The sequence below is a fragment of the Vibrio sp. RC2502 genome, from assembly GCF_054850435.1.
The window spans coordinates 351,322-376,840 of sequence record NZ_CM141453.1 but is presented as its reverse complement, the minus strand read 5'-3'; the positions used below and the strand labels follow the sequence as shown (position 1 = coordinate 376,840).

Genomic DNA, 25,519 nt, shown 5'->3' with positions numbered 1-25,519 from the left:
GTGTCGTCGGTACGACGTCAACGACGATAAATGGAAGGGTTATTTTGTTTTCTTGTCTGCGAGTGCTAACAGCTCTGCTTTTAGCTTTTGGTATTCGTCGCCTAGTACGTGAAGATAAATTGATGATTTGGACTTTTGGGCTAGACCTAAGTCTCTAACTATTGAGGCGCAAAAACCTTGGTTATTGGCTGAACCTGAAGGATATAGGGATTTATAGACCTGACTTTTCCACGGGTTATCACCTTGAGATTCGATCAACTGGAATAGTTCGTTAAGTGGAACCCAGTGTTTTGAATGCAATCCTGCCCCGCCACTTTGTCCGGCAATACGAAAGTAGAGTTGATCATCTTCACTGTTTTGAGCAACCTCGTAGAGCACCATTCCTTGGGCCTTTGCCCCTAGTTTGGGTGCTTCACCTGTTTTGAGAATGGTAGAGAATGGCTTGTCTTCTGGTGTGGTTTTAGATGTGTCAGCCTCTGCATTCTTCCTGCTGTTTTTGGGTTGGTTCATAGAAACTCCTTTATTTCATTGAGCTAGAAATAAGAAAGCCCCTACCGGACGGATCCAGTAAGGGCTCTTACAATTCAATAATATAAATTCGTTTTGCTGCTTGTTACGCCTAGGGATTTTTCCTGTCTTTTTCCGGTACTGTTCCTGTCTTTCCAACACAGTTTTCTACATTTTCTCGTCGGCGTCGTCGTACTAATCACACTCAATAATTCCCGTCGTCGATGCCAGTAAAATCATGCGGGTAATCAGGTGATGTGATTTTGCTGGTGGATTTAGGCGTGATTCGGGGCAGGGTTTCTATGTTGATTGTGCAGTGATATTGTGTCAGACCTTCGCTCATAATCGATTGGTCATGTGTTCAAGTCACATAGGGGCCACCATTATTCCTTAAGGCTTATGGAGAAATCCGTAAGCCTTTTTCGTTCTAGTCCTTTCCATATCCGGTCCGCAATTACTTCCGGTAAGCTCTTGTCCATCAGGTCAGCCGAAAGACTCCACGTAGTCACCACAGAGTCACACTTCCCCTATCAGAGTGATATCCACCATCAGAACCTTCTCTCGTCTGTACAGCACGAATCAGAGCAGATACATACCACTCAACCCCAGAAAAACTCCGTACCTGAACCAACAAAAATATAACCAACATCCTGTCCATTAGCTGAAGTTATTAATCTAGGTATGGGATGGATAGCTAGTTCAGTGACGGGAAGGACACCCATGATCCTAAAGCTCTCAGAACTAGCCAGTCAGGAAAAAACAGCATTCAATGAAGACCGATTACCCTCAGTGGTAATCGGTCTGTTATCTCTTAAGTGATTTAGGTCAGTAATCATCGGCACTCAACCACAGCACCAGAAACAGCGGCTGATCACTGGACTGGTATTCATACTGGAACCGGAAAAACCAACGGCACACAGGATTACAGCGTGGATCTGGTATGAGTTAGGACTACGAGTTGGGTTAGTCGAATAGGATGGGAATCTAGCTGATTACTGTCGGGACTGTCGCGGCTGTCAGAACCGTCGTAACTGTCAGGACTACAGGGAAAATACATCTGCTGCCGTCGAGATAATTACAGAAACCACATCATGCAGGAAGTTAGGCAGGATAAGCCTTAGAGCGAGATTACAGGGCCAGTCTGGTGTGACCGACCCAGCGATCTAGGATTTTAGTTAGTATGATTTGTGAGAGTCACACTCAGATGAATCATTAGATTTTTGGCTGTATTTTGAATACCTCTGGGCAAGCTTATGTTTATTTGCCCTAGCATCCCTTGTTTTTCTTATCACAGCCCTAGTTTCTCGAGTTTCTCGTTCATATATATAGGAAACATTTTCTTGATAGTTACTGTTTTTTTTTCGCATTATCCTTGGCTACTCGAGCACTAGAGCCTGTGGCGTAAACACCATTATAGTATGCGACGGTTACTTTCTTTTTCTTCTTTTTTTGTCTTTGCTATCAATCATGCTCCAACCCCTCCATAAATTGAGATAAGCGGACTTTCCTCTGTAGCATAGATGACATTGGGAGCATCTGCCTCTGTATTTACCTTACCAACAGAACTCCATTCTGAATCATCCCTCATACGGTAATAGGTTAACGTTGGGTCATTTGAATACTCATCAAATACCAGTCCGAGTGGTACATAACGTTCAGTACTCAAGAATCAAGAAAAGGTGCGGTTAGCAGAAACTTTGCGGTCTACACTAACAAAAACAAAATGGACTTTATAGCCAGCTTCAATCAATGCATTGCGCAAGCCTCGTATAGAAGAACAATCATAGCCTATTTTAGGTATTACTATGTTGGCGCCTTCTGACACCATGAACTCATGTACAGATTTTTCTTCCTCAAATTCAGGCTTGGTACTTCCAGATGTAAGCAACGATGATTCGGCATGTACTAAGCTTGCGCCTTGAGGGATACAAAACTCAGGAAACTTTCTTTTTGCATAGTCCGAGTCAATGATTGCCGCTCCCTTTAGCTCTGCAATTAGGTTTGATACGGTGGATTTTCCTGACTCAGGTAAACCAGTAACAATTATCGCTTCTTGCTCATACTTTAGTCCGCTTTGAGGCAGGATTCCTCCGCGCCCTAGTTTAATCTGGTCGTCATCATCAAGGCGTGTGTTGCTAATTAGCTCTTCAAATATCCTACTTCTTAAATTTTCTCTTAGTTCATTAGTGCGATAGGATGTATGTCGACTATCTTCACTTGTTAACGTCGGCTGATTTACTGTTGCAGATAGTAGCTTCTCCGCTGTGACGAGATTCTAGTTTCCCTTCATCTGCTAATAGCTGTAAGGCCCTACCAACATGGGCTACATAATTGCATGGCACTCCTACAACCTGACAAATCTGCCCTGGTGCAAGCCACTCTGTTTGCATACGTATATCATCAGTGCTCATTGATATTCTTTCTTGCAATATATGGTACCAGCGCCCTTTGTCGAGATACTTATCTGATATCGTATCAACTAAGCTCTGTTCTTCCATCGTTAATATCCAAGGTTCGCCAGCTTCATACATCTGCTTTACTTCTAGCTAAAACTGCCTTAGTAACTCAGGATTATTGTGACGAAGGCTACCTGTCCCATTAAATTCCCAGCCAAGTATTTCATTAACAGTATCCATATCGATAGGCTCGCTTAGCTCTATCACACCAAAACGCGTATTACCTGTCCTATCTTTTAAGATATCTTGGCCGTTAACAGTTGCAATAAGTAGTGATTGTCTGGTTTTTTCAGATCTGTACGCGCATATGGAGGTCTTATTGTGTCAAATTCTTGAGATATAAATGCTTTTAGCTGACCCTGACTGCATTTTGTCGATGACTCCAGCTCGCCAAGCTCAACAATCCATGACTTAATTATTGGCCGTACACTATCTTTACTGCGGGGATCTAAAGCTCTTCCTCCCACAAACGCCCCTTGAATGACGTCCCCAATCCTTGATAAGAATGCCGTTTTTCTAAAAGATTGCTTGCTTTGAATTACAGGCACTAACTTGCTGCTAAAACGAGGCTCATAAAGGGCGGCAATACACGCTACCAGCCACCTCCGCATAATTAGTTCCGTTACGTCAGGTCTCTTTGAACGCATGTAACTAATAACACTCTGCACACGTTCAACACCATCCCACTTGGACTTATCTAAATATAAAACGACTGGGTGATATGCACGCTGTTTGGATAAAACATGTATGTGATCGTCAACAGTTGCTTTCGGTAAATCAACTCTTGCACAGTCACTTTTCAGCCGACTCTTAAACTCCTCATATTCCAGACACTCACCCTTGTGGTATGTTTCTATTTCAACGGTCATATAATTCAGATAAGGTACGTATTCATTATGCATCAAAAGTAGCTTCAAGTTCTCATCAGTATTTAGTATCGCTTTCCTAACTCGTTGCTTTCTTTGGTCTGGAAAATCAAGTTCATTATTGTTATCCGTAGCCTTACTCATTGCTCCCTCCTTGGCTTTCTATCCATTTATTTACCTCAGACTCTCACCACCCCAAGCATCGGCCGTTCATTTGAATCGGTTGTAGAAATCATTTTTTCTTTTGCCCACCACCTCCAAATTGTCTTTGGCGTTCGCCCAAGAGCCTCTGATACTTCTTTTAATGGTATTATTCGATTTGGTGTCATGATCTGTCTCCTTATCTCATTTCAGGACAGGAGCTAGTATCTTTGAAAAAAGGGGGGAACGGTTTTAGGAGATCGATTGCTATTAATGACACTTTAGAAGGTAGTTGAGGCCCTAGGTTTTGTTCGCAGTGCGAACAAAAGGTAATGCTAAGCAACCTAAAAAATAGCCGTGAACACAATAGCGGTGAACGTACTGGCACGTCTCTGGACAGATCTGAGCTAGCTAGGGGTCGCTAGCTCGAAGTTGGAGAAAAGCTTCTTAGAACAGTGAAGATACTCTTAAACGAGTCTTTCACATAAATCTTCATTGGGATATTATTCGGTCAAAATTCGCACTCCGTAGAGTTTGGTTCGTCACAAAGTCACAGTCCGTTTTTTGGGTAAACTGGTGAGAATAAGTGCTTAAAAATGTCCCTAGAGCGACTTGATTGCGTCAGGTGGGCGTTTTGATGTGCTGAGTTCGGCTATTTGCCATAATGGGCATAAGCAGCACTTTTTTGTAAGGTAATTTTGAAAATTACATTATGCAGTTAACATCCATACTCCTATATTTAGATGTATAGACGTTTAGATGCTTAGATGTTTGGGGGTGTGATTTTTTGTGAGTAAGATTGTGTTGTTTGCAAATCTTAGCTTGCTAAATATGGTAGATTCTCTTGAAAAGTCATTGTTTATTGAGATTTAAATGAAGATTGAAAAACTAAAAAAAACTGAACTAGTAGAGTATTGCAAATCGATAGGTTTAGATACGAAAGGAAAAAATGTTCCTGAGCTCAGGGACGCAATATACAAACTTGAAAGAGAAGAAATCGATAGCGCTATATCTAAAGGACTTGGCTTAGAACTTCTGAAAGAAAAGATCGGAAAACTTGCAGATGATTATGCTCATAATTTAAGCATGAAGATTGATGATCGGAAAGAAGAAATGAAGAGAGATGACAACTCTCATTACCTAATATACAGAGTATTAGGTATATCAAATGAAGAGGGTACATTGATAGATGTATACCAAAATACAGGTCGATTTCTCTATAAGTATGCAGGCTCATTCTTAGAAGAAGCCGCAACACTATGTATGTTCTTTTCAAATCGAGACGGAAAAAAAACTCTAATAGATAATACTATTGGTAGTAAGCCTAAAACTTTTGAAATAGATTTTTTAAATAGTAATGATGCTGTTGAGTTGAAGTGGAGAGATGCCACAACAGATGGTGATCATATAACCAAAGAACATACTAGGGTCAAAGCGATAAAAGAAAGCGGGTTTAAACCTATTCGAGTTATGTTTTATTACCCTCAAAGAGAGCAAGCTATAAAGATACAGGAAACATTGAAAACCATCTACCATGGCGTTGATGGTGAATACTATGCTGGGGATGACGCTTGGGACTACTTAAAAGAAGTGAGTGGTTATGACTTGAAAGGTATTTTGGTAGAAATTGCAGAGAGTAGAGACAAAAATGATTGATACCATATTACATGGTGACTGTTTAGATGAAATGAAGCTTCTAAATGAATCATCAATAGATATGATTTACTTAGACCCCCCTTTCTTTACAGAAAAGCGCCATAAACTAAAAAATCGAGAGCGCACTAAAGAGTTCAGTTTTGATGACATTTGGGGGAGTGACAGGGAGTACGCTGAGTTTCTTAAAGAACGCATTGAAGTAATGCATTCACGATTGAAAGATACCGGGTCGATTTTTGTTCACTGTGATAAAAGTGGTGAGCATATTGTTAGAGCAATATTAGACCAAGTTTTTGGCGCGGAAAACTTTCAATCAGAAATAATTTGGTCTTATAAAAGATGGTCTAACTCTAAAAAAGGACTTCTTCCAAGCCATCAAAATATTTATTTCTATTCGAAAACAAAAAAATTTAAATTTAATAAGATTTATACTAATTACTCTGAAACAACTAATGTTGACCAAATTCTTCAAAGAAGAAGAAGGGATGAACACAATAAATCAATTTATGATAGAGATAGTGATGGTAATATAATAAATGGAGACAAGAAAAAAGGAGTTCCTTTAAGTGATGTTTGGGATATTCCTTACTTGAACCCAAAAGCAAAAGAAAGAGTCGGGTACCCTACTCAAAAGCCACTTTTACTATTAGAGCAGATTATTAAACTTGTTACTGATGAAGGTGATTTGGTTTTAGATCCTTTCTGTGGAAGTGGTACTACTTGTGTTGCTGCTAAGTTGGAAAACAGACGGTTCTTAGGTATAGATCAATCAGCTGATGCCGTAGAACTTGCAAACTCTCGACTAGACAATCCTATTAAAACCGAATCGAACTTGGTTAAAAAAGGAAGAGCGTCATACAGAAACTCTGATGAGTCAGCGTTGGCCTTATTGAAAGGAATTGAATTTAACGCCGTTCAGCGCAATAAGGGTATTGATGCGATTCTTATGGAGCAGTATCAAAACACTCCAATCCTAGTCAGAGTTCAAAAAGAGAATGAATCTTTAAGTGATGCTGCATCATTACTTTCTAACGCAATGAAAGTTAAGAAATCTTTGCGTTCTATATTGATTCAAACAGCATTGGATGACGGTATGTTTGAAGTTAATGTGGAAGGAATGGAGATAATACAAGCTCCATCTTTATTGATATCTAAAGCAGTAGGATTGTAACGTTATCTACCATAAACTTCGTTGTACGAACCAAGAGTGAACTAGAGGCTGATCATCAGCCTCTTTTGCTATCTGTCTAGCAAGCTTGGGGGCAAAAATGAGTCACGAGCAATCAGACATGGTGCATGCACATATCACTAACACTTTAGTACAGCACCATTAAATAGAAGCTAACCGACGCTGCGTTCGCAGTACGAACGCAAATCTCACCAGAGACTGACGACGTTTGAATCCGAGTTTTCAACCCTAGATAACTTACTTTCCCATAACTCCAAAGCATGACGCTTCTCAGCCAAATATTCGTATCTATCGTAATGTTTTGAGCTAACGTCGTTTAAAGCATGATTTTGTAACCTATCTCTTACAGCCTTACGTCCCCCTATCTCTCCCATTAAGGTTTTGCAGGTACGACGTATATCTTTAGGGATAAAATGCTCAAAGTTCGGGTGATCATCTCTGTAGCGTGAAATTGTTTGGCTCAGAGAGTCAAAACGAACATGGTCATTCTCATTTTTGTAGTGCGGAAAGATGAACGAGCTACCCAAATAACGTTCTTTCAACCTCTTCAAGATGGATATCGCAGAGTCAGTTAAGGGAATTAAATGACTGCGCTTGTTTTTCGACAGCTCGGCATAATAAGTAAGGTTCGTTCATCCCAGTTGATAGCAGTCCATTTAGAGGCTGCTAGCTCATAAGGTCGTTGTCCTCCTGTATGAATACAAAGAAGAATAAGGCATCGCATCATTTCAGACGCACGAACACCCTCAATATCAAACTCAATATCCTGTATGAACTGGTGCAACTCTTGAAAAGTTAAGTAGCGTTCTCCTACTCGTTCCGCATCTTTTTGTTTCGGTATCGAAGAAACGGGGTTAAAAGTAAGACCAAACTTAGCATCTCTCAAATAATTAGCAGGATCGTTATCGTGTGAAAGGCCATAGTTAAATGCTGCATGAAGATAGCTTCTGACACGATTACTTTGAGTTGCTGCTCCACGTTGAATCATGTGGGCTAAAATTGTAACGATATCAGCTGTAGTCACATCACAAGCCTTAGTCTCTCTAGATATAAATGGATAAACCTCCCTCTCCAGCGAGCGATAAACGTTTTGAAAAGTCCTTTTCCCTTCTTTTTTCATTTGGTTCACGTAACTTTGAAACAGTAGCTCAATGCTGCCCTTACTTTCTTCTTCTCGTCGGGCTGCTTCGCGCTTTTTCTCTGCCGTAGCTAATTCAAATTTAGGATCAAGCCGATGCTTTAGCATCAAACCTAGCTTGTGCGCCTCTTTCCTCGCATCAACAAGACTGAGCACCGGAAATCGGCCTAATTGAATAAAACGTCACTTACCTTCTTTGTAGTATCGAAAGACAAAGCTCTTACTACCACTGACCATCACCTTAATGCCAAGACGACCGACACCTTTCGTTCGGTCATCGTCCCAAAAATAATAAGCATTGGTTTTGGGCTTCAATCCCAGAATCTCTTTTTGAGTTATTGCCATTGTCTCATCCTGTATTGCCTAACTAGACCCAATACAATATTGGGTCTAGTTAGGAAGTCGCTTAATGACAGTTTGTGAGATGACATACGATAAAACAAGCCAAGTAATCCATTATTTTTCAACGACTTTAATACTTTGTGAGATAAAATTGAATTCTATAAAACAAGTATAATCACGACTCATAATCGATTGGTCCCCAGTTCAAGTCTGGGAGGGGCCAGCAAATTTCGAAAGGCGTTGCTGGTTGGACCTACTACGCCTTTTTTGTATCTGATGGTTTTAAGTGTTGCTATAGGTACACCGTTGGCACCTGAGCTCATCTTCTTGTCCCCCTTGTAAATTCCCTTGCTTAAACCCCCATCAACTTTCTCAACCATCTGCTCAATAATATTTGTGCTCTACAGCCCTTGTGACCTTCAAATGATCCCTCAATGTTTTAGTCGTTGACCGTTTATATATTCCTGATAGGATAGCCGTATGGACGTCTAAACATAAAATGGAGTTACGATGACAAGTTTAGGTCACATCAAAAAGTTATCTTGGGTTCTCGCTGCTGTGATCAGCTTAAGTGCCTGCGGAGAAAAAGATAATTCAGTACTCAAAGTCGGAGCTACGGTTGGGCCACATGCACAAGTAGTTGAAGCAGTAGCGAAAGAAGCGGCAAAACAAGGGCTAAATGTTGAAGTCATCGAGTTCTCTGATTACGTGACACCTAACGCCGCGCTGAGTGACGGTAGCATCGATATTAACAGCTACCAACACCAACCTTTTTTGGATAATTTCAACAGCAGTCATAACTCTCAGCTCGTTTCAATTGGCCAATCTATCTTGATGCGCATGGGTATTTATTCCAATAAATACCGTTCGTTAGAAGAGTTACCAAACCGTGCCAGAATTGCCATTCCAAACGACCCAACTAATGGAGGCCGAGGGCTGTTACTACTCGCTGATGCGGGCTTGATTGAGCTTAAACCAGGTGTTGGCCATAAAGCCGCGTTAACCGATATTAAGAGCAATCAAAAAGAACTGGAGTTCGTTGAGGTAGATGCGGCGCAGCTGCCAAGAACGCTGGATGACGTTGATGCCGCAGCTATTACGATGAATTACGTGATGTCTTCAGGCTTAGACCCCAAGAAGCAAAGTATTTTCCTAGAGTCCAAAGACGCACCTCTCGCTGTTATGGTTATTGCGACTCGTGAAGCCGACAGAAACAACGAGGCTTACAAGAAGTTCGTCTCTATTTACCAATCCCAAGAAATTCGCGACTTCCTTGATAGCACTTTCAAAGGAACGATTGAACCAGCCTTTTAAGTAAGAATTAATCCTTGAGCAAGCTATCTTGCTTAGAGAGACAAAACGACAGAGGCTCATGAAAAAAAGCGTGAGCCTCTGTCGTATCAAATGGTATCAATCGTACTTGGAGTTAGATTATCGGTTTTCTGCTTCTAATTTTAGCGCGATATAGTTTTGTGCGGCGGTAACCAAATCAGAACGATTGATGATCTTCCATAGGAAAAATGGCGGGATTAAGAATGCAATGAAATAAAACGACTCATGAAAAAAGATCTGAGCAATTGCATCTTGATGTTCCCACAGCGCCGTAAGCGCGAAAAGATCGAGCATCACGCCAAGTACACCAAAAACAACTGAAACCACGATCGCTAATCCTAGTAGCTCTCGAATAAAAAATTTGTATGCCATCATACTAATTCCTTCTAGCAATATTCGACCTTACGTTACGCCCCTCATCACCTATCTATTTTGATTATTATCAACTTCATTTCACTACGAATAAGAACTTAGTTTTATAAAAAAGCGCTTGTATAAATGGGGAAAGTGGTTGCAAAGCAACCACGTTGTTTAGCTAAGTAGAGCCGAAGTTAATGGAGTTACTGCTTCGCTGCTGCACTTGAGCAATAGATTTAAAAATAGCCTTTTAGGAATCCATATCACACTATGAATTTCCCTTTTTTACATTGACCCCGTCATTACCAAGCAATGACATTTCGTCTCGACTCTGAGACTAATCTTCGATGTTTATCGGCAGTGTAAACACAAGAGGTCAATATGAAAAAATACACTTATCCTCTACTTGCTATCTCAGGCGGTCTACTACTGACTGGCTGCGGTGGCGACGACTCTTCATCAAATACAGAATCCGCTACGTTTTCTCTTGGTGTCTCAGATGCACCTGTGGATGACGCCAACAAAGTGGTCTTAGCATTTAAAGACGTGGTTTTAATTCCCTTTAACCCAGAAACGGGCGAGCAAACTGGCGATCACATTCTGCTAGACGCAAGCGAGAACGGCGCTCTACATCAAGTTGATTTGATGGAATATCAAGGAAAAAATGCCAAAACCATCATTAGCGAACAACAAATTGCTCCGGGTGATTACGCCATGTGCGTTTACGCGAAAGATGGCCGACAGTTGAATGATACGTCTCTATCGTATGTCGAAAAAACTGATGGCTCAGTAAAAGGTCTTGTTGTTCCAAGTCGTGGTAGCTGCTTTGGCTTTAAGCCCGATACCAGCGATCAGGGTCGCTTGAAGTTTTCCCAAAAAGGTCAGTATGTAAAAGTTCACACTGGGCACAATAGCTACGTTGTAGAGTTTGATTTGCGTAAAGGTCTGGCGGATCCAGTCGGCCAAGATCATATGAACATGAACTCGAATGCCGTAAGTTTGGTGAACGCATCAGATTCAGGCCATATCGCTGGCACGGTAAGTAACGTGCAATACCAAGCTTGCGAAGCAGACAGTGCGGCATGGAACGCGATTCATGATGTGCCTGCCGTTCACTCTGTTTACCTGTATGCGGGTTCTATGGATCGCTCAACCATGGGCGATATGGGCGCGACAGCTCCACTCAACGCGCCAGTTGCGGTAGCTAACGTGAATGAATCACAAGACGAAGAAGGCAATACAACCTACAGCTACGAGTTTGGTTACATTGGCCCGGGTACTTACAGCATTGGCTACACATGTACCGCGTATATTGATACGCCAGACGCTCATGAAACGTCAGAAGACGGTTTCTTGATTTACCAGCACTACACGCCAGTTGATGTTGTCGAGACAGAGCTGACAACTCAGGACATTAATCCCATTCTTTAAGTCACCATATTAAAAAAGCCGCTCGTACTGAGCGGCTTTTTACTTAGTCAGAAAGGTAATATTGAACCGTCGATACCACTCGGACTTTTTTAATGTAAGGCGTATTGCTATCGCGGTCATAAATGGAGAACTGACCTTGCGTCGCTCGCTTGATCTTTCCTAATGAGCTTTGTGAGTCTTTCGCAAACTTTTGTGCCACCTCGCGGGCGTTTTTGGTCGCCTCTTCGATCATGTCTGGTTTGATGTCATTAAGTTTCGTGAAACTGTATTCGATTCGGTTTGCATAAGGATCTTGATTAAGAATCACGCCTTGTTTCCCAAGTTCACCAATCTCATTGATCGCCGCACGAACCACATTGATATTTTGGCTGTAAACCGTGACCGTTCGGGATGCTAAATAACGATACTCAATATCTTGCTCACCACCATATTGCTGCGCTTTACGGTCTATCACTGAAGGCGAAGACAGCGAGATGTTTTTGTCAGTTAAGCCTTTTGCGGTTAAAAAATCGAGAATCAAACGCGTTTGTTGGTCTATGTCATCAAACATCGCGCCCATATCATTGCTGGCTACCGTAAATTGGATTGGCCAAATGACGGTATCTGCCGGGTATTCTCGCTCAGACAATCCCTTCACCGTTACCACTCGCTCATAGGCTTTGTATTTGACTGCTGTTTGCTGAATAAAAAAGCCCAATACTCCTAAACCTATTATCAGACACAGCCCGAGCCATATTGACGCTTTATTGGAAATCTTCTCCATTCATCCTCCTAATTTCGCCAAAACTAACAATTCGTAGTATCGATAACATAGCTCAACTATGGCCAGAAAATGGCGACCTAAAGCTAAATTTTTGTCATATCGTTCGAAATGGTGAATAAAATTAATTAAAATTGAACAGTGTTTTATTGTGAGTTTTAAGATTATGTTGAAAACAAAATGGTTGGTGGTTCTAGGCGGATTATTTGTCTCAACGGCCTGTTTGAGTGCTGACGACTTAGCTATAGATGACAACTCAACACAAGAACCCCAAGCGGATGCGTGTAATGAACAGCAATACGAAGGGAAAAGCTTTGATGGTCGAATTCTGCTAGATAATGAGCCGACCAAACAGGTCTTGAGCTCACTAGAAAGTCTCGGTGAAACGCTCAACTCTCTGAGTATCCTGATGTTTGCTGGCGACAAAACGTAACGCTAAAGCTGTCCTATCCCCTTCGCCTTTGGTCAACAAAGCTTCACCAGTTTGTCACCAAAGGCTCATGGATTTGCCTCTGAACTGTCATATGTAATTTCTACTATCCGATCAGCCACTTGTACGCTGAGGTAAATATGGATAGTTCGACCCCTTTTCGTCTCCCTCGTAAAACGCCGTTTGGCATTGGTGAAAACGTTGCAGAATGGGCTACGGGTTTAAGTCAGCTCGATAAATTCTACGCCCAACGCCCCGTGAATACGGATACCAAAACTTTCTTACGATTCACACTGGATATCTTGGGTATCGACTATCGCATTGCCCATGGTTCGCTCGGCTCAGTGCCAAAGCAAGGCGCAACCGTCATTGTGGCGAATCACCCTCTCGGCTGTGTTGAAGGCGTGATTCTCGCCGAACTACTGTTGATGGTACGAGACGATATCCAAATTTTAGCGAATCAGTACCTAAAAACCGTGCCAGAGCTCGACCAACTTTTTATTGGTGTCGACGTATTCGAGGGCAAAGATGCGGTCAAGTCAAACATGAAGGCACTTAGAGCAGCCAACAAACACCTTGCGAATGGCGGCTTGTTATTGGTTTTCCCTGCGGGTGAAGTGTCGCAGTTGGTGGATGCTAAACAACAGCGTTTAGAAGACAAAGAATGGAGCCGCAGTGTCAGCGCGTTAATTCGTAAGAACAAAGCCGCCACTGTTCCTGTCTTCATTCGTGGGCAGAACTCAAAACGCTTCTACATGGCAGGTAAAATCCACCCTCTTTTACGCACCTTGATGTTAGGAAGAGAGCTGCTCAACAAGAGCGCAAAAACCATTGAGTTGTCCTTTGGGCAAGCAATCAAGTTTAAAGAACTCAATAACCTCAACGATGATCAGATCGTCAATTATCTGAGGCTTAACACCTACCTGCTTAACCGCGATGTAAGTGCCACTCAGCAAACGGTCTCAGACAATGATCTCTTACCTATTGCGGCAGGGTTACCCATAGGCCAATTGCTTGAAGAGCTGCACAGCTTACCGGCAGAAACCCAACTGCTTCAAAGTGGCGAGTTCGACGTGTACTGCGCCAGTGCGCAGCAGATCCCATCTCTCCTGCATGAAATTGGCCGCTTGCGAGAACATAATTTCCGTCAAGTTGGCGAAGGGACCGGACAAGCGATAGACATCGATCACTTCGATCATGATTACCTGCACCTGTTTGTGTGGGATCGTGAGAACCAATGCATGGTAGGAGCTTACCGTCTTGGATTAGTTGATCAATTATTGGCGAAATATGGCGTAGAAGGATTGTATTCGCGCACCTTGTTCAACTATGACCAACGCTTTCTCGATCAAATGGGTAAGTCGATTGAAATGGGGCGTTCTGTGATTGCCGAGCAATATCAAAAAAGCATGAGTGCCCTACTCTTACTCTGGAAAGGCATAGCGACTTTTGTTCATCAACATCCTGAGTACACGCACTTATTTGGCCCAGTGAGCATCAGCAACGATTACAGTCATACCGCGCGTCAATTATTGGCACAATCGATGACCCTACACCACTACGACAACGACTGCGCCGAATACGTCACTCCGTCAAACCCGCTGCCAGAAACCAACTTAAACTGGAATACCAGCATGCTAACCGCATTGGGAGATTTACAATTGCTATCTCGCGTGATCGCTCGAATTGATGAAGGCAAAGGCGTCCCGGTATTACTGCGCCAATATTTGAGTTTGAATGGTAAGTTGGTGTGTTTTAACGTCGATCCTGCGTTTAACAACGCACTGGATGGATTGATTATGGTGGATTTACGCGATGTACCTGAGAAAACGCTTGCACGTTATATGGGCAGTGAAAACGCACGCGAGTATTTAGCTATGAACAATTAACCGTCGTCTACAAACGTAGGAGGTATCGCGCTGCTCAAAATCGCTATAAACAAAACGCGTGCAGCGTGATACGTTATTTGCTCATAAAACATTAAAAACAAAGTGTTTAGTTAAGCTCATCGCAAAAAGGCCACTCATCTCCAGCTTTAATCCACAAAACGCCAACATCGCGCAAACGTTCACGTTATAAACTTTCACAAAACCTCAAAATGGTTATATATCACATTTCAAATCAAACCGAACGCCAAACAAAATGTGACATTGATCGTTTCAGGCATTTAATTTGAATTAAAAAAGAAATTAAAGGTGATCTCAATCACAATGAATTTTGATTTTATATTTGTCAGAAGATCGAATTGATCACTAATATTTTTATTGACAGATTTGAAAGTCATTTTTTGTTATTAAGTTACATATCAATTAATTGATCATCATCACTTAAAAAATGCTTTTCATCCGAAGAAATGCGGGGGTTGATCACGAAAAACCCGTCGTCAGTTCCAATTGGAAAATGTGTGGTAAATTGATTGGGTACTAAGCAATCAAACAAGCGGTTTTGGCGAACCGTTTACGACAACATATTCATCAGAACATCGAACGGGGAATTGTTATGATATCACCAGATGCCAAGATCAAGATACAAAATTTTGGTCGTTTTCTGTCAAACATGGTAATGCCTAACATCGGCGCGTTTATCGCGTGGGGCTTTATCACTGCTCTATTTATCCCAACCGGATGGCTACCAAATGAGACGTTAGCTTCCATGGTTGGGCCTATGATCACTTACTTGCTGCCACTACTTATCGGTTACACCGGTGGTAAGTTAGTGGGCGGCGATCGCGGCGCGGTCGTTGGTGCAATCACAACCATGGGCGTGATCGTCGGTACCGACATCCCAATGTTTATGGGCGCAATGATGGTTGGCCCAATGGGTGGCTGGGCAATCAAAAAATTCGATAACTACATCGACGGTAAAGTAAAAAGCGGCTTCGAGATGTTGGTCAACAACTTCTCTGCGGGCATCATCGGTATGCTGTGCGCCATTCTGGCTTTCTTCCTTATCGGCCCATTTGTCAAAGTGCTTTCAGGCGCATTGGCAGCTGGCGTAAACTTCCTTGTTTCAGCGCACCTTCTGCCACTGACTTCTATTTTTGTTGAGCCAGCGAAGATCCTGTTCCTAAATAACGCGATCAACCACGGCATCTTCTCTCCACTGGGTATTCAGCAAGCGTCTGAGACCGGTCAATCGATCTTCTTCTTGATCGAAGCGAACCCTGGTCCGGGCTTGGGTATCCTGCTTGCTTACATGGTGTTTGGCAAAGGTACGGCTCGCCAAACGGCTGGCGGTGCATCCATCATCCATTTCTTCGGTGGCATTCACGAGATTTACTTCCCGTATATTCTAATGAACCCACGTCTGATCCTTGCGGCTATTGCAGGTGGTATGACTGGCGTGTTCGTTCTAACCATGTTTAACGCGGGCATCGTTTCTCCAGCATCACCAGGTTCAATCTTTGCAATCTTGTTGATGACTCAAAAAGGCTCAATTGTTGGCGTTCTTGCCTCTATCGCGGCAGCAACAGGCGTGTCATTCGCGGTTGCATCTCTGCTGATGAAAACGCAAACCTCGACAGAAGAAGATGGCGATGAAGCGGCACTAGAAAAAGCCACATCGCAAATGAAAGACATGAAATCTGCATCGAAAAACGGCGCAGTGGTAAACAACGAAAGCAAAGGTGACGTTGACCTAGCGACAGTACAAAGCATCATTGTCGCTTGTGATGCAGGCATGGGCTCAAGCGCCATGGGTGCGAGCATGCTACGTAAGAAAGTTCAGGACGCAGGTCTGAACGTCCACGTAACCAACCTTGCTATCAACAGCTTACCAGAGAGTGCAGATATCGTGATTACTCATAAAGACTTAACGGATCGTGCACGTAAGCATGCTCCAAACGCACACCACATTTCATTGACTAACTTCTTAGACAGCGAAATGTACAACCAGCTAGTCACCAAGTTACTGGCAGCACAAAAACAGTCGGCGGCGAATGACGATCAAATGGTCAAAGTATCAGTACTTGCTGCCAACGACGACAGCTTTGAGCCACAACAGCCATCGGTTTTCCAAATCCAGCGTGAAAACATTCATCTAGGTTTGAAAGCAGCCAACAAAGAAGAAGCCATCCGCTTTGCAGGCAACAAATTGGTTGAACTTGGCTACGCAGAACCAGAATACGTAGACGCGATGTTTGAACGTGAAGCGTTGGTTCCAACTTACCTTGGCGAGTCTATCGCGGTTCCTCATGGCACCGTAGAAGCGAAAGACCGTGTGAAGAAAACTGGCATTGTAATCTGCCAATACCCATCGGGTATCCAATTTACTGAAGATGACGACGATGTCGCGAAACTGGTTATCGGCATTGCCGCTAAGAACGATGAGCACATCCAGGTGATCACCACCATTACGAACGCGCTCGATGAGCCGGAAGCAATTGAGAAGCTAACCAGCACCAACGATGTAGAAGAAATTCTGAACATCCTTGGCGGTCAACAAGCGGCTTAATTACTCCTTTAATTTGCTCCTGAGGCAAACGAGGTCAGCTGTCACCCCCTATGCGGTTGGCCTCACCCTAGTTTCGTAAGTCAACATTTTCAGATATTGGTAGGTAAGAATTATGAAAAACGCAGTTCATTTTGGTGCAGGTAACATCGGTCGTGGTTTCATCGGTAAACTCTTAGCAGACGCAGAAGTCGAGGTCACTTTCGCTGACGTTGATGTACCGCTAGTAGACCAGCTCAGCCACAAACAAGAATACAAAGTAAAAGTGGTCGGTACTGAGTGTCAAATCGACACCGTTACCCATGTCACAGCGGTAAACTCAGCCAGTGAAGACGTGATTGATCGCATCGTCAAAACCGATTTAGTCACCACAGCAGTGGGTCCAAACGTATTAGACATCATCGCGAAAACCATCGCGAAAGGTATCGCCAAACGTTTTGAAGCTGGCAATGACGCGCCACTTAACATCATCGCCTGTGAAAATATGGTGCGTGGCACAACGCACCTAAAAGGTGAAGTGTACAAACACTTAGATAAATCATTGCATGCAAAAGCAGACGAGTTGGTTGGCTTTGTTGATTCCGCTGTCGATCGCATCGTGCCACCAGCAGAAGCCGCCAACGATGACCCATTGGAAGTGACGGTTGAAAGCTTCAGCGAATGGATTGTCGATGAGCAACAGTTCAAGGGCGACATCCCAAACATTGCTGGCATGGAAAAAACCAACAACCTAATGGCCTTTGTCGAACGTAAGCTGTTCACCCTAAACACAGGTCACTGCATTACCGCTTATTTAGGCTGTTTGAAAGGCCATCGCACCATTCGCGAAGCGATTGAAGACCCAAGCATTCATGCCGAAGTAAAACAAGCAATGCAGGAAAGTGGCGAAGTATTGATTCGTCGTTACGGCTTCGACCGCGACATGCACAATGCCTACATCGAAAAGATTTTAGGTCGCTTCGCCAACCCATATTTAGTGGATGAAGTGGATCGAGTTGGGCGACAACCAATTCGTAAATTGGGTGCAAATGATAGATTAGTGAAGCCATTACTCGGTACAATCGAGTATTGCACTGAAAATCAAACACTTTTGAAAGGGATCGCGGCGGCGTTGAAATACACCAACGACACCGATCCGCAAGCGGTTGAGCTACAGACCTCATTAAAAGAGGTTGGCGTGACAAAAACGCTAGCAAAATACACAGGTCTGGCTGAAGACAGTGTTGAAGTGGCTCAAATCGAGTCGCTTTACAACCAGCTTTGATTGACTCAGGGGGAGCTCTGCTCCCCTTAATATAATAATGAAACAACTGATCAGTATATGGCAGATAACATCAACGAAACCGAGATCATTGAACGACTCAACAGCGCACCATCGGTACGTGGCTTCTTTATTGCGACCGTCGACGTTTTTAACGAATCCATCGACGGACTCATCCAAAGAATCTTCCGTAAAGATAACTTTGCTGTGCAATCGGTCGTCGGCCCATTACTGCAAGATTCAGGACCGCTTGGCGACTTATCGGTTCGTTTGAAGTTATTGTTTGGTCTAGGTGTATTGCCCGACGACATCTACCACGATATCGAAGACATCATTAAGCTGAAAAACCAACTGAACAGCGATGCATCGGACTACGAGTTCACTGACCCGAATATCCTAGAACCGATCAAAAAACTGCATCTGGTGAAGAAAATGGGCATGGTGCAATTGGAAGTCAACGAACCCGATGACGACATCGATCTTGAGTTTTACCAACTCCAGCTTCAGCGCCAACAACAAATCATTAAGTCCGGCCTGTCACTCGCGATTGTCGAAATTTGCAATGAACTGGGCAAGGACAGCCCGTTCTAATATCTGCCCCTTGTTATACCTAAGCTCCCTAACACTCATGCTGATCTAGGTAGCTTTGTTATAACCGCTTGCTACCACCGATAGCAAAAGACTGGCCCTTCTCTGCCACAGGAGCGTGTGATGCTCAAAGCAATTCTCTTTGATATGGACGGCTTAATTTTCGATACCGAATCCATCTACAGGCAAAGCTGGCAATTCGCAGGAGCCGAGCAAGGCTTACAAATCACCGACGATACCTACCAACAGTTCATTGGCGTTCAAGACCCAGAGTGCGAAAGAATTCTCGCCGAGCACTTTCAAAACGCTATCGATATGACGCGCTACAGAACGGTACGGGATGCGCATTTTCATCAACTAAGAGAACAAGGCATCGGACTAAAAACGGGATTTGATGGACTATTTTCTGCGATCAAACTGCGGGGCCTAACCACAGCACTGGTCACCTCTTCTCATCGACCTGACGTACTATATAACTTTGCCCCTTTCAATTATCTCGACCAGTTTGATTTGATTATCACTGCAGAAGATGTGCAACATGGCAAACCCCATCCAGAATGCTACCAAATGGCGTATCGAAAACTCGGGCTAAAATCACAGCAATGCTTAGTGTTGGAAGATTCCAATAATGGCATTAAAGCCGCACTTGCTGCTGGCTGCCATGCAGTGATGATTCCAGACTTATTGCCACCGCAGACAGAGTTAATGTCTGATATCACTGTACTCGACAACCTAGCTCAGGTTATTCCTCTTTTGGACTCGTACGGGCCGAAGGCAACCTGATGTGAAATTCGGTGCGCTGGTTTTCTGATTGAACTTGGATATCACCTTCATACGCCTGCACGATAGATTGGGTAATCGACAAACCTAACCCTGCACCGACGCTACCTACATGTTGGCGAGATTTATCTGCGCGATAAAACCGGTCGAAAAGGTACGGTAAGTTTTGCTCGGCAATGGCGTCACCTTGGTTGCTGACCGATATCGTCACCTGTTCATCAACCTCTTGAACGTCAATCACAATGGTTGAATCAGCATACGCATGACGAATCGCGTTGGAGAGCAAATTGCCCACCGCACGCTCAAACATGTTTTTGTCCATATAGAGCTGACCGTCGCCTGAACTCACGATTCGCACCTCGGCATCTTCGGCCAATATTTCAAAATACGCGACCAAGCGGTCAATTTCCTCCTGCACCGCAAACACTTCGTCATGGCGATGAATGAGCTTGTTTTCAGCCTTGGCAATGTAGAGCAAATCGTTGATGGTTTTCGTGATGCGGTTGAGTTCTTCCAACGTTGAGGCAATCGCATCCTGATACTCTTCAGGCGTTCGACACGCACCTAAAATGACCTGATTTTGCGTAGTAATGTTGGTGAGTGGCGTTTTTAACTCATGTGCTATATCAGAAGAAAACTCGCTCAAGCGGCGAAAACCAGTTTGCAACCTATCGAGCATCGCGTTGTGTTTGTTGGCTAACTCGCGCAGTTCTATTGGCAACGAATCGGGGTCGAGACGAATGCCCATTTGCTCTGGTGATATCTGTTGAATGTGCTGATTCAATCCCACAATCGGCTTCAACCCACGTTTTACCATCCAACCGCTCAACGCTGAAGAAATCACAAACGCCAAACCGAGCGCCCAAAACAAAATCCAGTCGAGTTTATCCAAAAACAAAATATGGTGATTGATACTCATACCGAGCACCACCTGATACTCCCCAGCTTGAAACGCAAACGCACGAATATTCAGCGAGTCCTCACTCCATTCGATGGCACGCTCGTGATTTAAGACCTGAGGAGAGCTAATGCTGTAGGCTCGGTTCTGAGGAATCGTCAGGCTCGAATTCTGATAGACGTTCTGCTTGCCTTCAAACACCCACATGTAGAGCGTGCTGTTATTCGCTTGCTTGAACACATCCTCTGGCGAGCGTTTTAACTCGTTCTCAATGGCATTGAACTTACTGGAAATATAGCTGAAATCTTGCGAATAAAAGTGACGCTCAATGGCGTACTGTAGGATGAAAGCCAAAGAAAAATAGGTCACAAACGTCATACTAACAAACATCAGCACGAGCTTGTTTTTCATGGAAAAAGGCAGCGAGAACTTAGGCATCACGACTCTCTTCGAGTTTGTAGCCCATCCCTCTGACAGTGTGAATCAGTGGTCTATCGAACGGTTTGTCCACTTTGCTACGCAGACGTTTGACCGCCACATCAATCACATTGGTATCGCTGTCAAAGTTCATATCCCACACTAACGACGCAATGGTGGTACGTGAAAGTACTTGGCCAGTTTTGCGCATCAACAACTCAAGCAGGGCATATTCTTTGGCGGTAAGCGACATCGACTGCCCCGCGCGCGTGGCAACGTGTTTGATCATATCAAGTTCTAAATCTGCCACACGTAATGTTTGCGGCGATGCGACCACTTGCGCGGCAATATGATGACGAAATACGTTTTGAACACGCGCCAGTAGCTCTGCAAACGCGTAAGGTTTTACCACATAGTCATTGGCACCCAGCTCAAAACCGCGCACGCGATCTTCCACTTGCTCCTTCGCTGTCAGCATGATCACTGGAGTGTGAATCCCACTACTGCGCAATGTGTTAAGCACCTGCCAACCATCGAGTTTAGGCAACATAATGTCGAGGAGGATTAAGTCATATTCTTCACTGGTAGCGTGATAAAGCCCATCGACCCCATCATGCACTAAATCCACCACATACCCAGATTCAATCAAACCTTTTTGCAGATATTCTCCGGCTTTGTGCTCATCTTCGACGATCAATATTTTCAACTTTACTTACCTAGTGTGTTAGCGGGAGGATGAGAACCCAGTATAAAGCTCGAAAAAGAGCATGATGTGAACCACACCATACTCTTCCTCCTTGGTAAACCATTATCGATTGTTATCGCGTTCGGCATAATGCACTTTGACATTCACTTTGCCCAAATATTCCAACTGACCATCTTCATTCATGCGTTCTTGCACGGTCACGAAGCCACCATCTTTTAAATGCGTACTGCGAGACTTCACATTAAACGTCAGGATATTGAGCTCTTTATTCAATTCACGAGCCGTCATGGTTTTAAGTGAATTGAGTTCAGACAGTGCCTGTTGATAAGCCTCATCTGACGTTGCCGTCGGCGTAACTGAGATTGTTTTCATCTCTTCGCGGCTCACGTAGTTGCCACCAGTGAAAAGTGGTTGAGCGAATGCAGATGCGCTAGTCATTGCCATTACCGTTACAAAAAGAGCAGTTTTGATTGCGTTCATGTTGTTAACCTTTGAGTGCTTGTTTTCAATGAGGTCATTATTGAACACCGCCTCTGACACCACCCTTTCAACAAAATTACATTTTTGTCATGAAAGCAACCTACTGGCGAAAGCTCTTGATCGCTCCATCACGCTTAGCACAAGACAAAAAAAACGGCACATGCTCTCGCATGTGCCGCCTAGGATTTTTGCTGTTAAGCGTAATTACTCAACCGTCACCGCTTTCGCTAAGTTACGTGGTTGGTCTACGTCCGTACCTTTGATCAGTGCTACGTAGTAAGACAGCAACTGCATTGGGATGGTGTAGTAGATCGCCGCCGTGATTTCACTAACGTGAGGCATCGTGATGATCTTCATTGTTTCATCGCCTTCGAAGCCTGCGTCTGCATCTGCGAATACGTATAGAAGGCCGCCACGTGCACGCACTTCTTCAACGTTTGATTTTAGCTTCTCAAGTAGGTCGTTGCTTGGTGCAACCACCACAACAGGCATGTCAGCATCAATCAGCGCAAGAGGACCGTGTTTCAGTTCACCCGCCGCGTACGCTTCTGCGTGGATGTAAGAGATCTCTTTCAGTTTTAGAGACGCTTCCATCGCGATTGGGTAGAACTCACCACGACCTAGGAACAATGTGTGGTGCTTGTCTGCAAAATCCGTTGCTAGTGCTTCAATTTCTTTCTCGAAAGAAAGTGCCGCGTTGATTTGCTTAGGAAGTGCGTGTAGCGCTTCAACAATCTCTTTTTCTTTCTCTTTGCTGATGCGACCTTGCTCTTTACCCAGGGCTGTTACCAGCATAAGTAGTGCAGAAAGCTGAGTCGTGAACGCTTTGGTTGAAGCCACGCCGATTTCGACGCCAGCGCGAGTCATGAATGCAAAATCTGACTCACGAACCAAAGAAGAACCCGCTACGTTACAGATGGTCATCGCCGCCATGTAACCTTTTTCTTTCGCAAGACGAAGTGCTGCTAACGTATCTGCTGTTTCACCAGACTGAGACAACGTAATAAGAAGGCTGTTTGGACGAGTCACAAACTTACGGTAACGGAACTCAGACGCGATTTCGACGTCACAGCTCACGCCAGCAATGTCTTCAAACCAGTAACGCGCTGTCATACCTGCGTTGTAAGACGTACCACACGCGACGATTTGTACATGTTCTACTTTGCTTAGAATGTCTGCCGCATGCACACCGATCGCATCAGTTACAACAGAGTCTGCCGTGATGCGGCCTTCCATTGTGTTGATCAACGCTTTAGGTTGCTCGTAGATTTCTTTTTGCATGAAGTGACGGTATTGGCCTTTATCACCTGCATCATGCTCTGCATTTGATTCGGTAATTTCACGCTCAACACGTTCGCCAGTCACATCGAAAACCGTTACGTCACGGCGAGTAATTTCTGCTACGTCACCTTCTTCTAGGTACATGAAGCGACGTGTTACGTTAAGAAGTGCAAGTTGGTCAGAAGCAAGGAAGTTCTCACCGACACCAAAACCGATCACGATTGGGCTGCCAGAACGTGCTACGACGATGCGAGATGGGTCTTTACGGTCCATCGCCACTGTGCCGTATGCGCCTTCAAGTTGTTTCGCGGTTTTTTGTACCGCTTCTAGTAGAGATTCAGCTGTACGCAGTTCCCACTCAACCATGTGTGCGATAACTTCTGTATCCGTTTGCGATTCGAATACGTAACCACGAGATTGAAGCAGTTCACGCAGCTCTTCGTGGTTTTCAATAATACCGTTGTGAACCACCGTGATGTCGCCAGACATGTGTGGGTGAGCGTTGATTTCAGAAGGTTCACCGTGCGTCGCCCAACGAGTGTGAGCGATACCAGTACCGCCAACCACTTTCGCTTCATCAACCGCGTCCGCCAACTCTTGTACTTTACCTAGGCGACGAATGCGCGTTAGGTTTGCTTCAGCGTCAACAATTGCCACGCCCGCAGAGTCGTAACCGCGGTATTCCAAGCGGCGTAAGCCTTCAACTAAAATTTCTGCAACATCTCGTTGTGCTACTGCACCTACGATTCCACACATGTGTTTATCTCCGTTTGTAGTTTTGTTCTTCCCTAGCCATGTTTCAGATAGAGGCAGCAAGCAAAGGCCTGTATTCAGAGGGAAGTGAAATATGAAACTGGTTACATTATTAGATTAGGCGCAAATGACTTTCACGCCATGTTGTTCAATCTGTACTTTGTGCTCTGGTTGGATATCCGCATCGGTGACCAGCACATCAATTTGATGCCAAGCGAGCTCTAAGTTAGGGATCTTACGACCGATTTTTTCGGACTCGATCATAACAATGACTTCACGAGAGACTTCTGCCATCACCTTACTTAAGCCAACCAACTCATTAAATGTTGTGGTTCCGCGCTCCAAATCGATGCCATCCGCACCAATAAACAGCTGGTCAAAGTCGTAAGCTCGTAATACAGATTCGGCTACTTTGCCTTGAAAGGATTCAGAGTGCGTATCCCAAGTTCCACCTGTCATTAGCAGAGTGGGTTCACTCTCTAGTTCGTTAAGGGCATTGGCGACGTGCAACGAGTTGGTCATGACCACCAAGCCACGTTTGTCGTTCAGTTGCTGAATCAGCGCAGCGGTCGTGCTACCGCTGTCTATCACGATTCGATTATGGTCGCGAATCAATGATGCCGCAGCTTTCGCCAAACTTAACTTTCGAGTCGAAACATTAGAGCTTAGTTCTTCATGAATAACTTCCGTAGGGATGGCAATCGCACCACCGTATCGGCGTAAAAGTTGTCCATTTTTTTCTAGAGAAGCTAAGTCCTTTCTAATCGTGACTTCTGAGGTTTCGAACTTTTGAGCCAGTTCATCAACACTGACTTCTCCTAGCTCATTTACCATGTTGGAAATCGCGTGTCTTCTCAGTTGAGTGTTTCGTTTCGACATTTACGTTTTGAATTTAAGTTTCGATGTGAAACTTATTATAGTCAAACCGAAACTTTTAAGTCCATTTATTTCGATCCAAAAAATTAATATTTCTCGATAAAACCTTGTCCTAAGACAATTCTTAAACAGTGATATTGGATTCATTCGGTGGTAGAATTCGCCACCGAAAAGAAAAAAAATTACAGAACTGACGGCTATTTTTTTGCAACTTTCTGCATATAAAGTGGGATTAGTCACAAAAAGGTAACCAAAATCGCCGATCTTTTAGTCATAAAATGACTAAACTTGGTGAAAGACTTTCAGAATCTGAAGTTCAATAATACGGCGGAAAATCGGTGGGTGGCAGGCACTAAATGTCATCAAAAGCGCCTAACTTCAGAGTAAATAACCGACTTTCAAATTGTAACTATACTTACCGGAGA

The 25,519-nt window shown here is 43.9% G+C and carries 22 protein-coding genes and 1 pseudogene; 10 read left to right on the top strand and 13 right to left on the bottom strand.

Annotation, left to right across the window (positions count from 1 at the left end; all coding sequences use genetic code 11):
- Positions 1-39: 39 nt before the first annotated feature.
- The 4 genes and pseudogenes from ACYJZR_RS01815 to ACYJZR_RS01800 all read right to left on the bottom strand — a co-directional run bounded on the left by ACYJZR_RS01815 (position 40) and on the right by ACYJZR_RS01800 (position 3,610).
- The gene (locus tag ACYJZR_RS01815; RefSeq protein ID WP_193294736.1) at positions 40-510 is read right to left on the bottom strand and encodes a hypothetical protein; all 471 of its coding nucleotides are present in this window, start codon (positions 508-510) and stop codon (positions 40-42) included.
- A 1,666-nt stretch (positions 511-2,176) separates the two neighbouring features.
- A complete protein-coding gene (locus ACYJZR_RS01810; protein WP_406966293.1) occupies positions 2,177-2,551 on the bottom strand; it encodes a zeta toxin family protein in 375 nt (124 codons plus the stop codon).
- 169 nt (positions 2,552-2,720) lie between these two features.
- Complete coding sequence (locus tag ACYJZR_RS01805) at positions 2,721-3,038, bottom strand: hypothetical protein (protein ID WP_406966289.1); 318 nt, start codon at positions 3,036-3,038, stop codon at positions 2,721-2,723.
- A 15-nt stretch (positions 3,039-3,053) separates the two neighbouring features.
- Positions 3,054-3,610, bottom strand: a pseudogene (locus tag ACYJZR_RS01800) (VapE domain-containing protein).
- Between the two features lie 1,233 nt (positions 3,611-4,843).
- Between ACYJZR_RS01800 and ACYJZR_RS01795 the strand changes: the two are divergent.
- Together ACYJZR_RS01795 and ACYJZR_RS01790 are read left to right on the top strand one after the other, a co-directional pair.
- Complete coding sequence (locus ACYJZR_RS01795; protein ID WP_080259884.1) at positions 4,844-5,626, top strand: ApaLI family restriction endonuclease; 783 nt, start codon at positions 4,844-4,846, stop codon at positions 5,624-5,626.
- Entirely contained in the window at positions 5,619-6,797 is a 1,179-nt protein-coding gene (locus tag ACYJZR_RS01790) for a DNA-methyltransferase (protein WP_029831948.1), read from the top strand. Before ACYJZR_RS01795 ends, ACYJZR_RS01790 begins: the two co-directional genes overlap by 8 nt.
- A 598-nt stretch (positions 6,798-7,395) precedes the next feature.
- On the opposite strand, the gene ACYJZR_RS01785 is transcribed toward ACYJZR_RS01790, so the two are convergent.
- Both ACYJZR_RS01785 and ACYJZR_RS01780 read right to left on the bottom strand, forming a co-directional pair.
- Positions 7,396-8,109, bottom strand: a complete 714-nt coding sequence (locus tag ACYJZR_RS01785; RefSeq protein WP_406966288.1) for a tyrosine-type recombinase/integrase — start codon at positions 8,107-8,109, stop codon at positions 7,396-7,398.
- A gap of 27 nt (positions 8,110-8,136) precedes the next feature.
- Entirely contained in the window at positions 8,137-8,298 is a 162-nt protein-coding gene (locus ACYJZR_RS01780; protein WP_406966287.1) for a hypothetical protein, read from the bottom strand.
- 507 nt (positions 8,299-8,805) lie between these two features.
- On the opposite strand from ACYJZR_RS01780, the gene ACYJZR_RS01775 reads away from it, so the two are divergent.
- On the top strand, positions 8,806-9,609 hold the full coding sequence (locus tag ACYJZR_RS01775) for a MetQ/NlpA family ABC transporter substrate-binding protein (protein WP_406966286.1): 804 nt from the start codon (positions 8,806-8,808) through the stop codon (positions 9,607-9,609).
- Positions 9,610-9,726: 117 nt separating this feature from the next.
- Here the strand turns inward: ACYJZR_RS01775 and ACYJZR_RS01770 are convergent, their stop codons facing one another.
- Complete coding sequence (locus ACYJZR_RS01770; RefSeq protein WP_005497023.1) at positions 9,727-9,999, bottom strand: hypothetical protein; 273 nt, start codon at positions 9,997-9,999, stop codon at positions 9,727-9,729.
- 366 nt (positions 10,000-10,365) lie between these two features.
- On the opposite strand from ACYJZR_RS01770, the gene ACYJZR_RS01765 reads away from it, so the two are divergent.
- Positions 10,366-11,415, top strand: a complete 1,050-nt coding sequence (locus ACYJZR_RS01765) for a DUF4382 domain-containing protein (protein WP_024700375.1) — start codon at positions 10,366-10,368, stop codon at positions 11,413-11,415.
- A 43-nt stretch (positions 11,416-11,458) separates the two neighbouring features.
- Here ACYJZR_RS01765 and ACYJZR_RS01760 read toward each other — a convergent pair whose 3' ends face one another.
- Positions 11,459-12,178, bottom strand: coding sequence for an SIMPL domain-containing protein (locus ACYJZR_RS01760; RefSeq protein ID WP_005453781.1), 720 nt, complete (start codon positions 12,176-12,178; stop codon positions 11,459-11,461).
- Between the two features lie 163 nt (positions 12,179-12,341).
- Here ACYJZR_RS01760 and ACYJZR_RS01755 point away from each other — a divergent pair, with 163 nt between their 5' ends.
- The 6 genes from ACYJZR_RS01755 to ACYJZR_RS01730 all read left to right on the top strand — a co-directional run bounded on the left by ACYJZR_RS01755 (position 12,342) and on the right by ACYJZR_RS01730 (position 19,686).
- A complete protein-coding gene (locus tag ACYJZR_RS01755; protein ID WP_023650285.1) occupies positions 12,342-12,608 on the top strand; it encodes a hypothetical protein in 267 nt (88 codons plus the stop codon).
- A 137-nt stretch (positions 12,609-12,745) separates the two neighbouring features.
- Positions 12,746-14,494: a lysophospholipid acyltransferase family protein gene (locus tag ACYJZR_RS01750; RefSeq protein WP_025571048.1), complete on the top strand. Its 1,749-nt coding sequence runs from the start codon at positions 12,746-12,748 to the stop codon at positions 14,492-14,494.
- A 610-nt stretch (positions 14,495-15,104) separates the two neighbouring features.
- A complete protein-coding gene (locus ACYJZR_RS01745; protein WP_005487444.1) occupies positions 15,105-17,057 on the top strand; it encodes a PTS mannitol transporter subunit IICBA in 1,953 nt (650 codons plus the stop codon).
- 112 nt (positions 17,058-17,169) lie between these two features.
- The gene (locus tag ACYJZR_RS01740) at positions 17,170-18,318 is read left to right on the top strand and encodes a mannitol-1-phosphate 5-dehydrogenase (protein ID WP_045544848.1); all 1,149 of its coding nucleotides are present in this window, start codon (positions 17,170-17,172) and stop codon (positions 18,316-18,318) included.
- 57 nt (positions 18,319-18,375) lie between these two features.
- A complete protein-coding gene (locus ACYJZR_RS01735) occupies positions 18,376-18,906 on the top strand; it encodes an MltR family transcriptional regulator (RefSeq protein ID WP_005392227.1) in 531 nt (176 codons plus the stop codon).
- A 120-nt stretch (positions 18,907-19,026) separates the two neighbouring features.
- The gene (locus tag ACYJZR_RS01730) at positions 19,027-19,686 is read left to right on the top strand and encodes an HAD family hydrolase (protein ID WP_406966285.1); all 660 of its coding nucleotides are present in this window, start codon (positions 19,027-19,029) and stop codon (positions 19,684-19,686) included.
- On the opposite strand, the gene ACYJZR_RS01725 is transcribed toward ACYJZR_RS01730, so the two are convergent.
- From ACYJZR_RS01725 to ACYJZR_RS01705, 5 genes are all read right to left on the bottom strand, one after another.
- Positions 19,646-21,019 (bottom strand): heavy metal sensor histidine kinase, encoded by a 1,374-nt coding sequence (locus ACYJZR_RS01725; protein WP_199251002.1) that lies wholly within the window; start codon positions 21,017-21,019, stop codon positions 19,646-19,648. The genes ACYJZR_RS01730 and ACYJZR_RS01725 overlap by 41 nt on opposite strands.
- Positions 21,012-21,704, bottom strand: coding sequence for a heavy metal response regulator transcription factor (locus ACYJZR_RS01720; protein WP_140077665.1), 693 nt, complete (start codon positions 21,702-21,704; stop codon positions 21,012-21,014). Before ACYJZR_RS01720 ends, ACYJZR_RS01725 begins: the two co-directional genes overlap by 8 nt.
- A gap of 102 nt (positions 21,705-21,806) precedes the next feature.
- A complete protein-coding gene (locus ACYJZR_RS01715; RefSeq protein WP_005496993.1) occupies positions 21,807-22,184 on the bottom strand; it encodes a DUF3316 domain-containing protein in 378 nt (125 codons plus the stop codon).
- 204 nt (positions 22,185-22,388) lie between these two features.
- Positions 22,389-24,221, bottom strand: a complete 1,833-nt coding sequence (glmS, locus tag ACYJZR_RS01710; protein ID WP_005453795.1) for a glutamine--fructose-6-phosphate transaminase (isomerizing) — start codon at positions 24,219-24,221, stop codon at positions 22,389-22,391.
- Between the two features lie 114 nt (positions 24,222-24,335).
- Positions 24,336-25,097 (bottom strand): DeoR/GlpR family DNA-binding transcription regulator, encoded by a 762-nt coding sequence (locus tag ACYJZR_RS01705; protein WP_005453786.1) that lies wholly within the window; start codon positions 25,095-25,097, stop codon positions 24,336-24,338.
- Positions 25,098-25,519 lie beyond the last annotated feature (422 nt).

What these genes read in the sequence shown, in the direction of transcription:
- ACYJZR_RS01755 (WP_023650285.1), top strand. Translation starts at nt 12,342, where the DNA reads ATGTTGAAAACAAAATGGTTGGTGGTTCTAGGCGGATTATTTGTCTCA.
- ACYJZR_RS01725 (WP_199251002.1), bottom strand. Translation starts at nt 21,019, where the DNA reads ATGCCTAAGTTCTCGCTGCCTTTTTCCATGAAAAACAAGCTCGTGCTG.
- glmS (WP_005453795.1), bottom strand. Translation starts at nt 24,221, where the DNA reads ATGTGTGGAATCGTAGGTGCAGTAGCACAACGAGATGTTGCAGAAATT.
- ACYJZR_RS01775 (WP_406966286.1), top strand. Translation starts at nt 8,806, where the DNA reads ATGACAAGTTTAGGTCACATCAAAAAGTTATCTTGGGTTCTCGCTGCT.
- ACYJZR_RS01795 (WP_080259884.1), top strand. Translation starts at nt 4,844, where the DNA reads ATGAAGATTGAAAAACTAAAAAAAACTGAACTAGTAGAGTATTGCAAA.
- ACYJZR_RS01740 (WP_045544848.1), top strand. Translation starts at nt 17,170, where the DNA reads ATGAAAAACGCAGTTCATTTTGGTGCAGGTAACATCGGTCGTGGTTTC.
- ACYJZR_RS01735 (WP_005392227.1), top strand. Translation starts at nt 18,376, where the DNA reads ATGGCAGATAACATCAACGAAACCGAGATCATTGAACGACTCAACAGC.
- ACYJZR_RS01705 (WP_005453786.1), bottom strand. Translation starts at nt 25,097, where the DNA reads ATGTCGAAACGAAACACTCAACTGAGAAGACACGCGATTTCCAACATG.
- ACYJZR_RS01805 (WP_406966289.1), bottom strand. Translation starts at nt 3,038, where the DNA reads ATGTATGAAGCTGGCGAACCTTGGATATTAACGATGGAAGAACAGAGC.
- ACYJZR_RS01815 (WP_193294736.1), bottom strand. Translation starts at nt 510, where the DNA reads ATGAACCAACCCAAAAACAGCAGGAAGAATGCAGAGGCTGACACATCT.
- ACYJZR_RS01760 (WP_005453781.1), bottom strand. Translation starts at nt 12,178, where the DNA reads ATGGAGAAGATTTCCAATAAAGCGTCAATATGGCTCGGGCTGTGTCTG.
- ACYJZR_RS01770 (WP_005497023.1), bottom strand. Translation starts at nt 9,999, where the DNA reads ATGGCATACAAATTTTTTATTCGAGAGCTACTAGGATTAGCGATCGTG.
- ACYJZR_RS01780 (WP_406966287.1), bottom strand. Translation starts at nt 8,298, where the DNA reads ATGGCAATAACTCAAAAAGAGATTCTGGGATTGAAGCCCAAAACCAAT.
- ACYJZR_RS01790 (WP_029831948.1), top strand. Translation starts at nt 5,619, where the DNA reads ATGATTGATACCATATTACATGGTGACTGTTTAGATGAAATGAAGCTT.
- ACYJZR_RS01750 (WP_025571048.1), top strand. Translation starts at nt 12,746, where the DNA reads ATGGATAGTTCGACCCCTTTTCGTCTCCCTCGTAAAACGCCGTTTGGC.
- ACYJZR_RS01745 (WP_005487444.1), top strand. Translation starts at nt 15,105, where the DNA reads ATGATATCACCAGATGCCAAGATCAAGATACAAAATTTTGGTCGTTTT.
- ACYJZR_RS01765 (WP_024700375.1), top strand. Translation starts at nt 10,366, where the DNA reads ATGAAAAAATACACTTATCCTCTACTTGCTATCTCAGGCGGTCTACTA.
- ACYJZR_RS01715 (WP_005496993.1), bottom strand. Translation starts at nt 22,184, where the DNA reads ATGAACGCAATCAAAACTGCTCTTTTTGTAACGGTAATGGCAATGACT.
- ACYJZR_RS01730 (WP_406966285.1), top strand. Translation starts at nt 19,027, where the DNA reads ATGCTCAAAGCAATTCTCTTTGATATGGACGGCTTAATTTTCGATACC.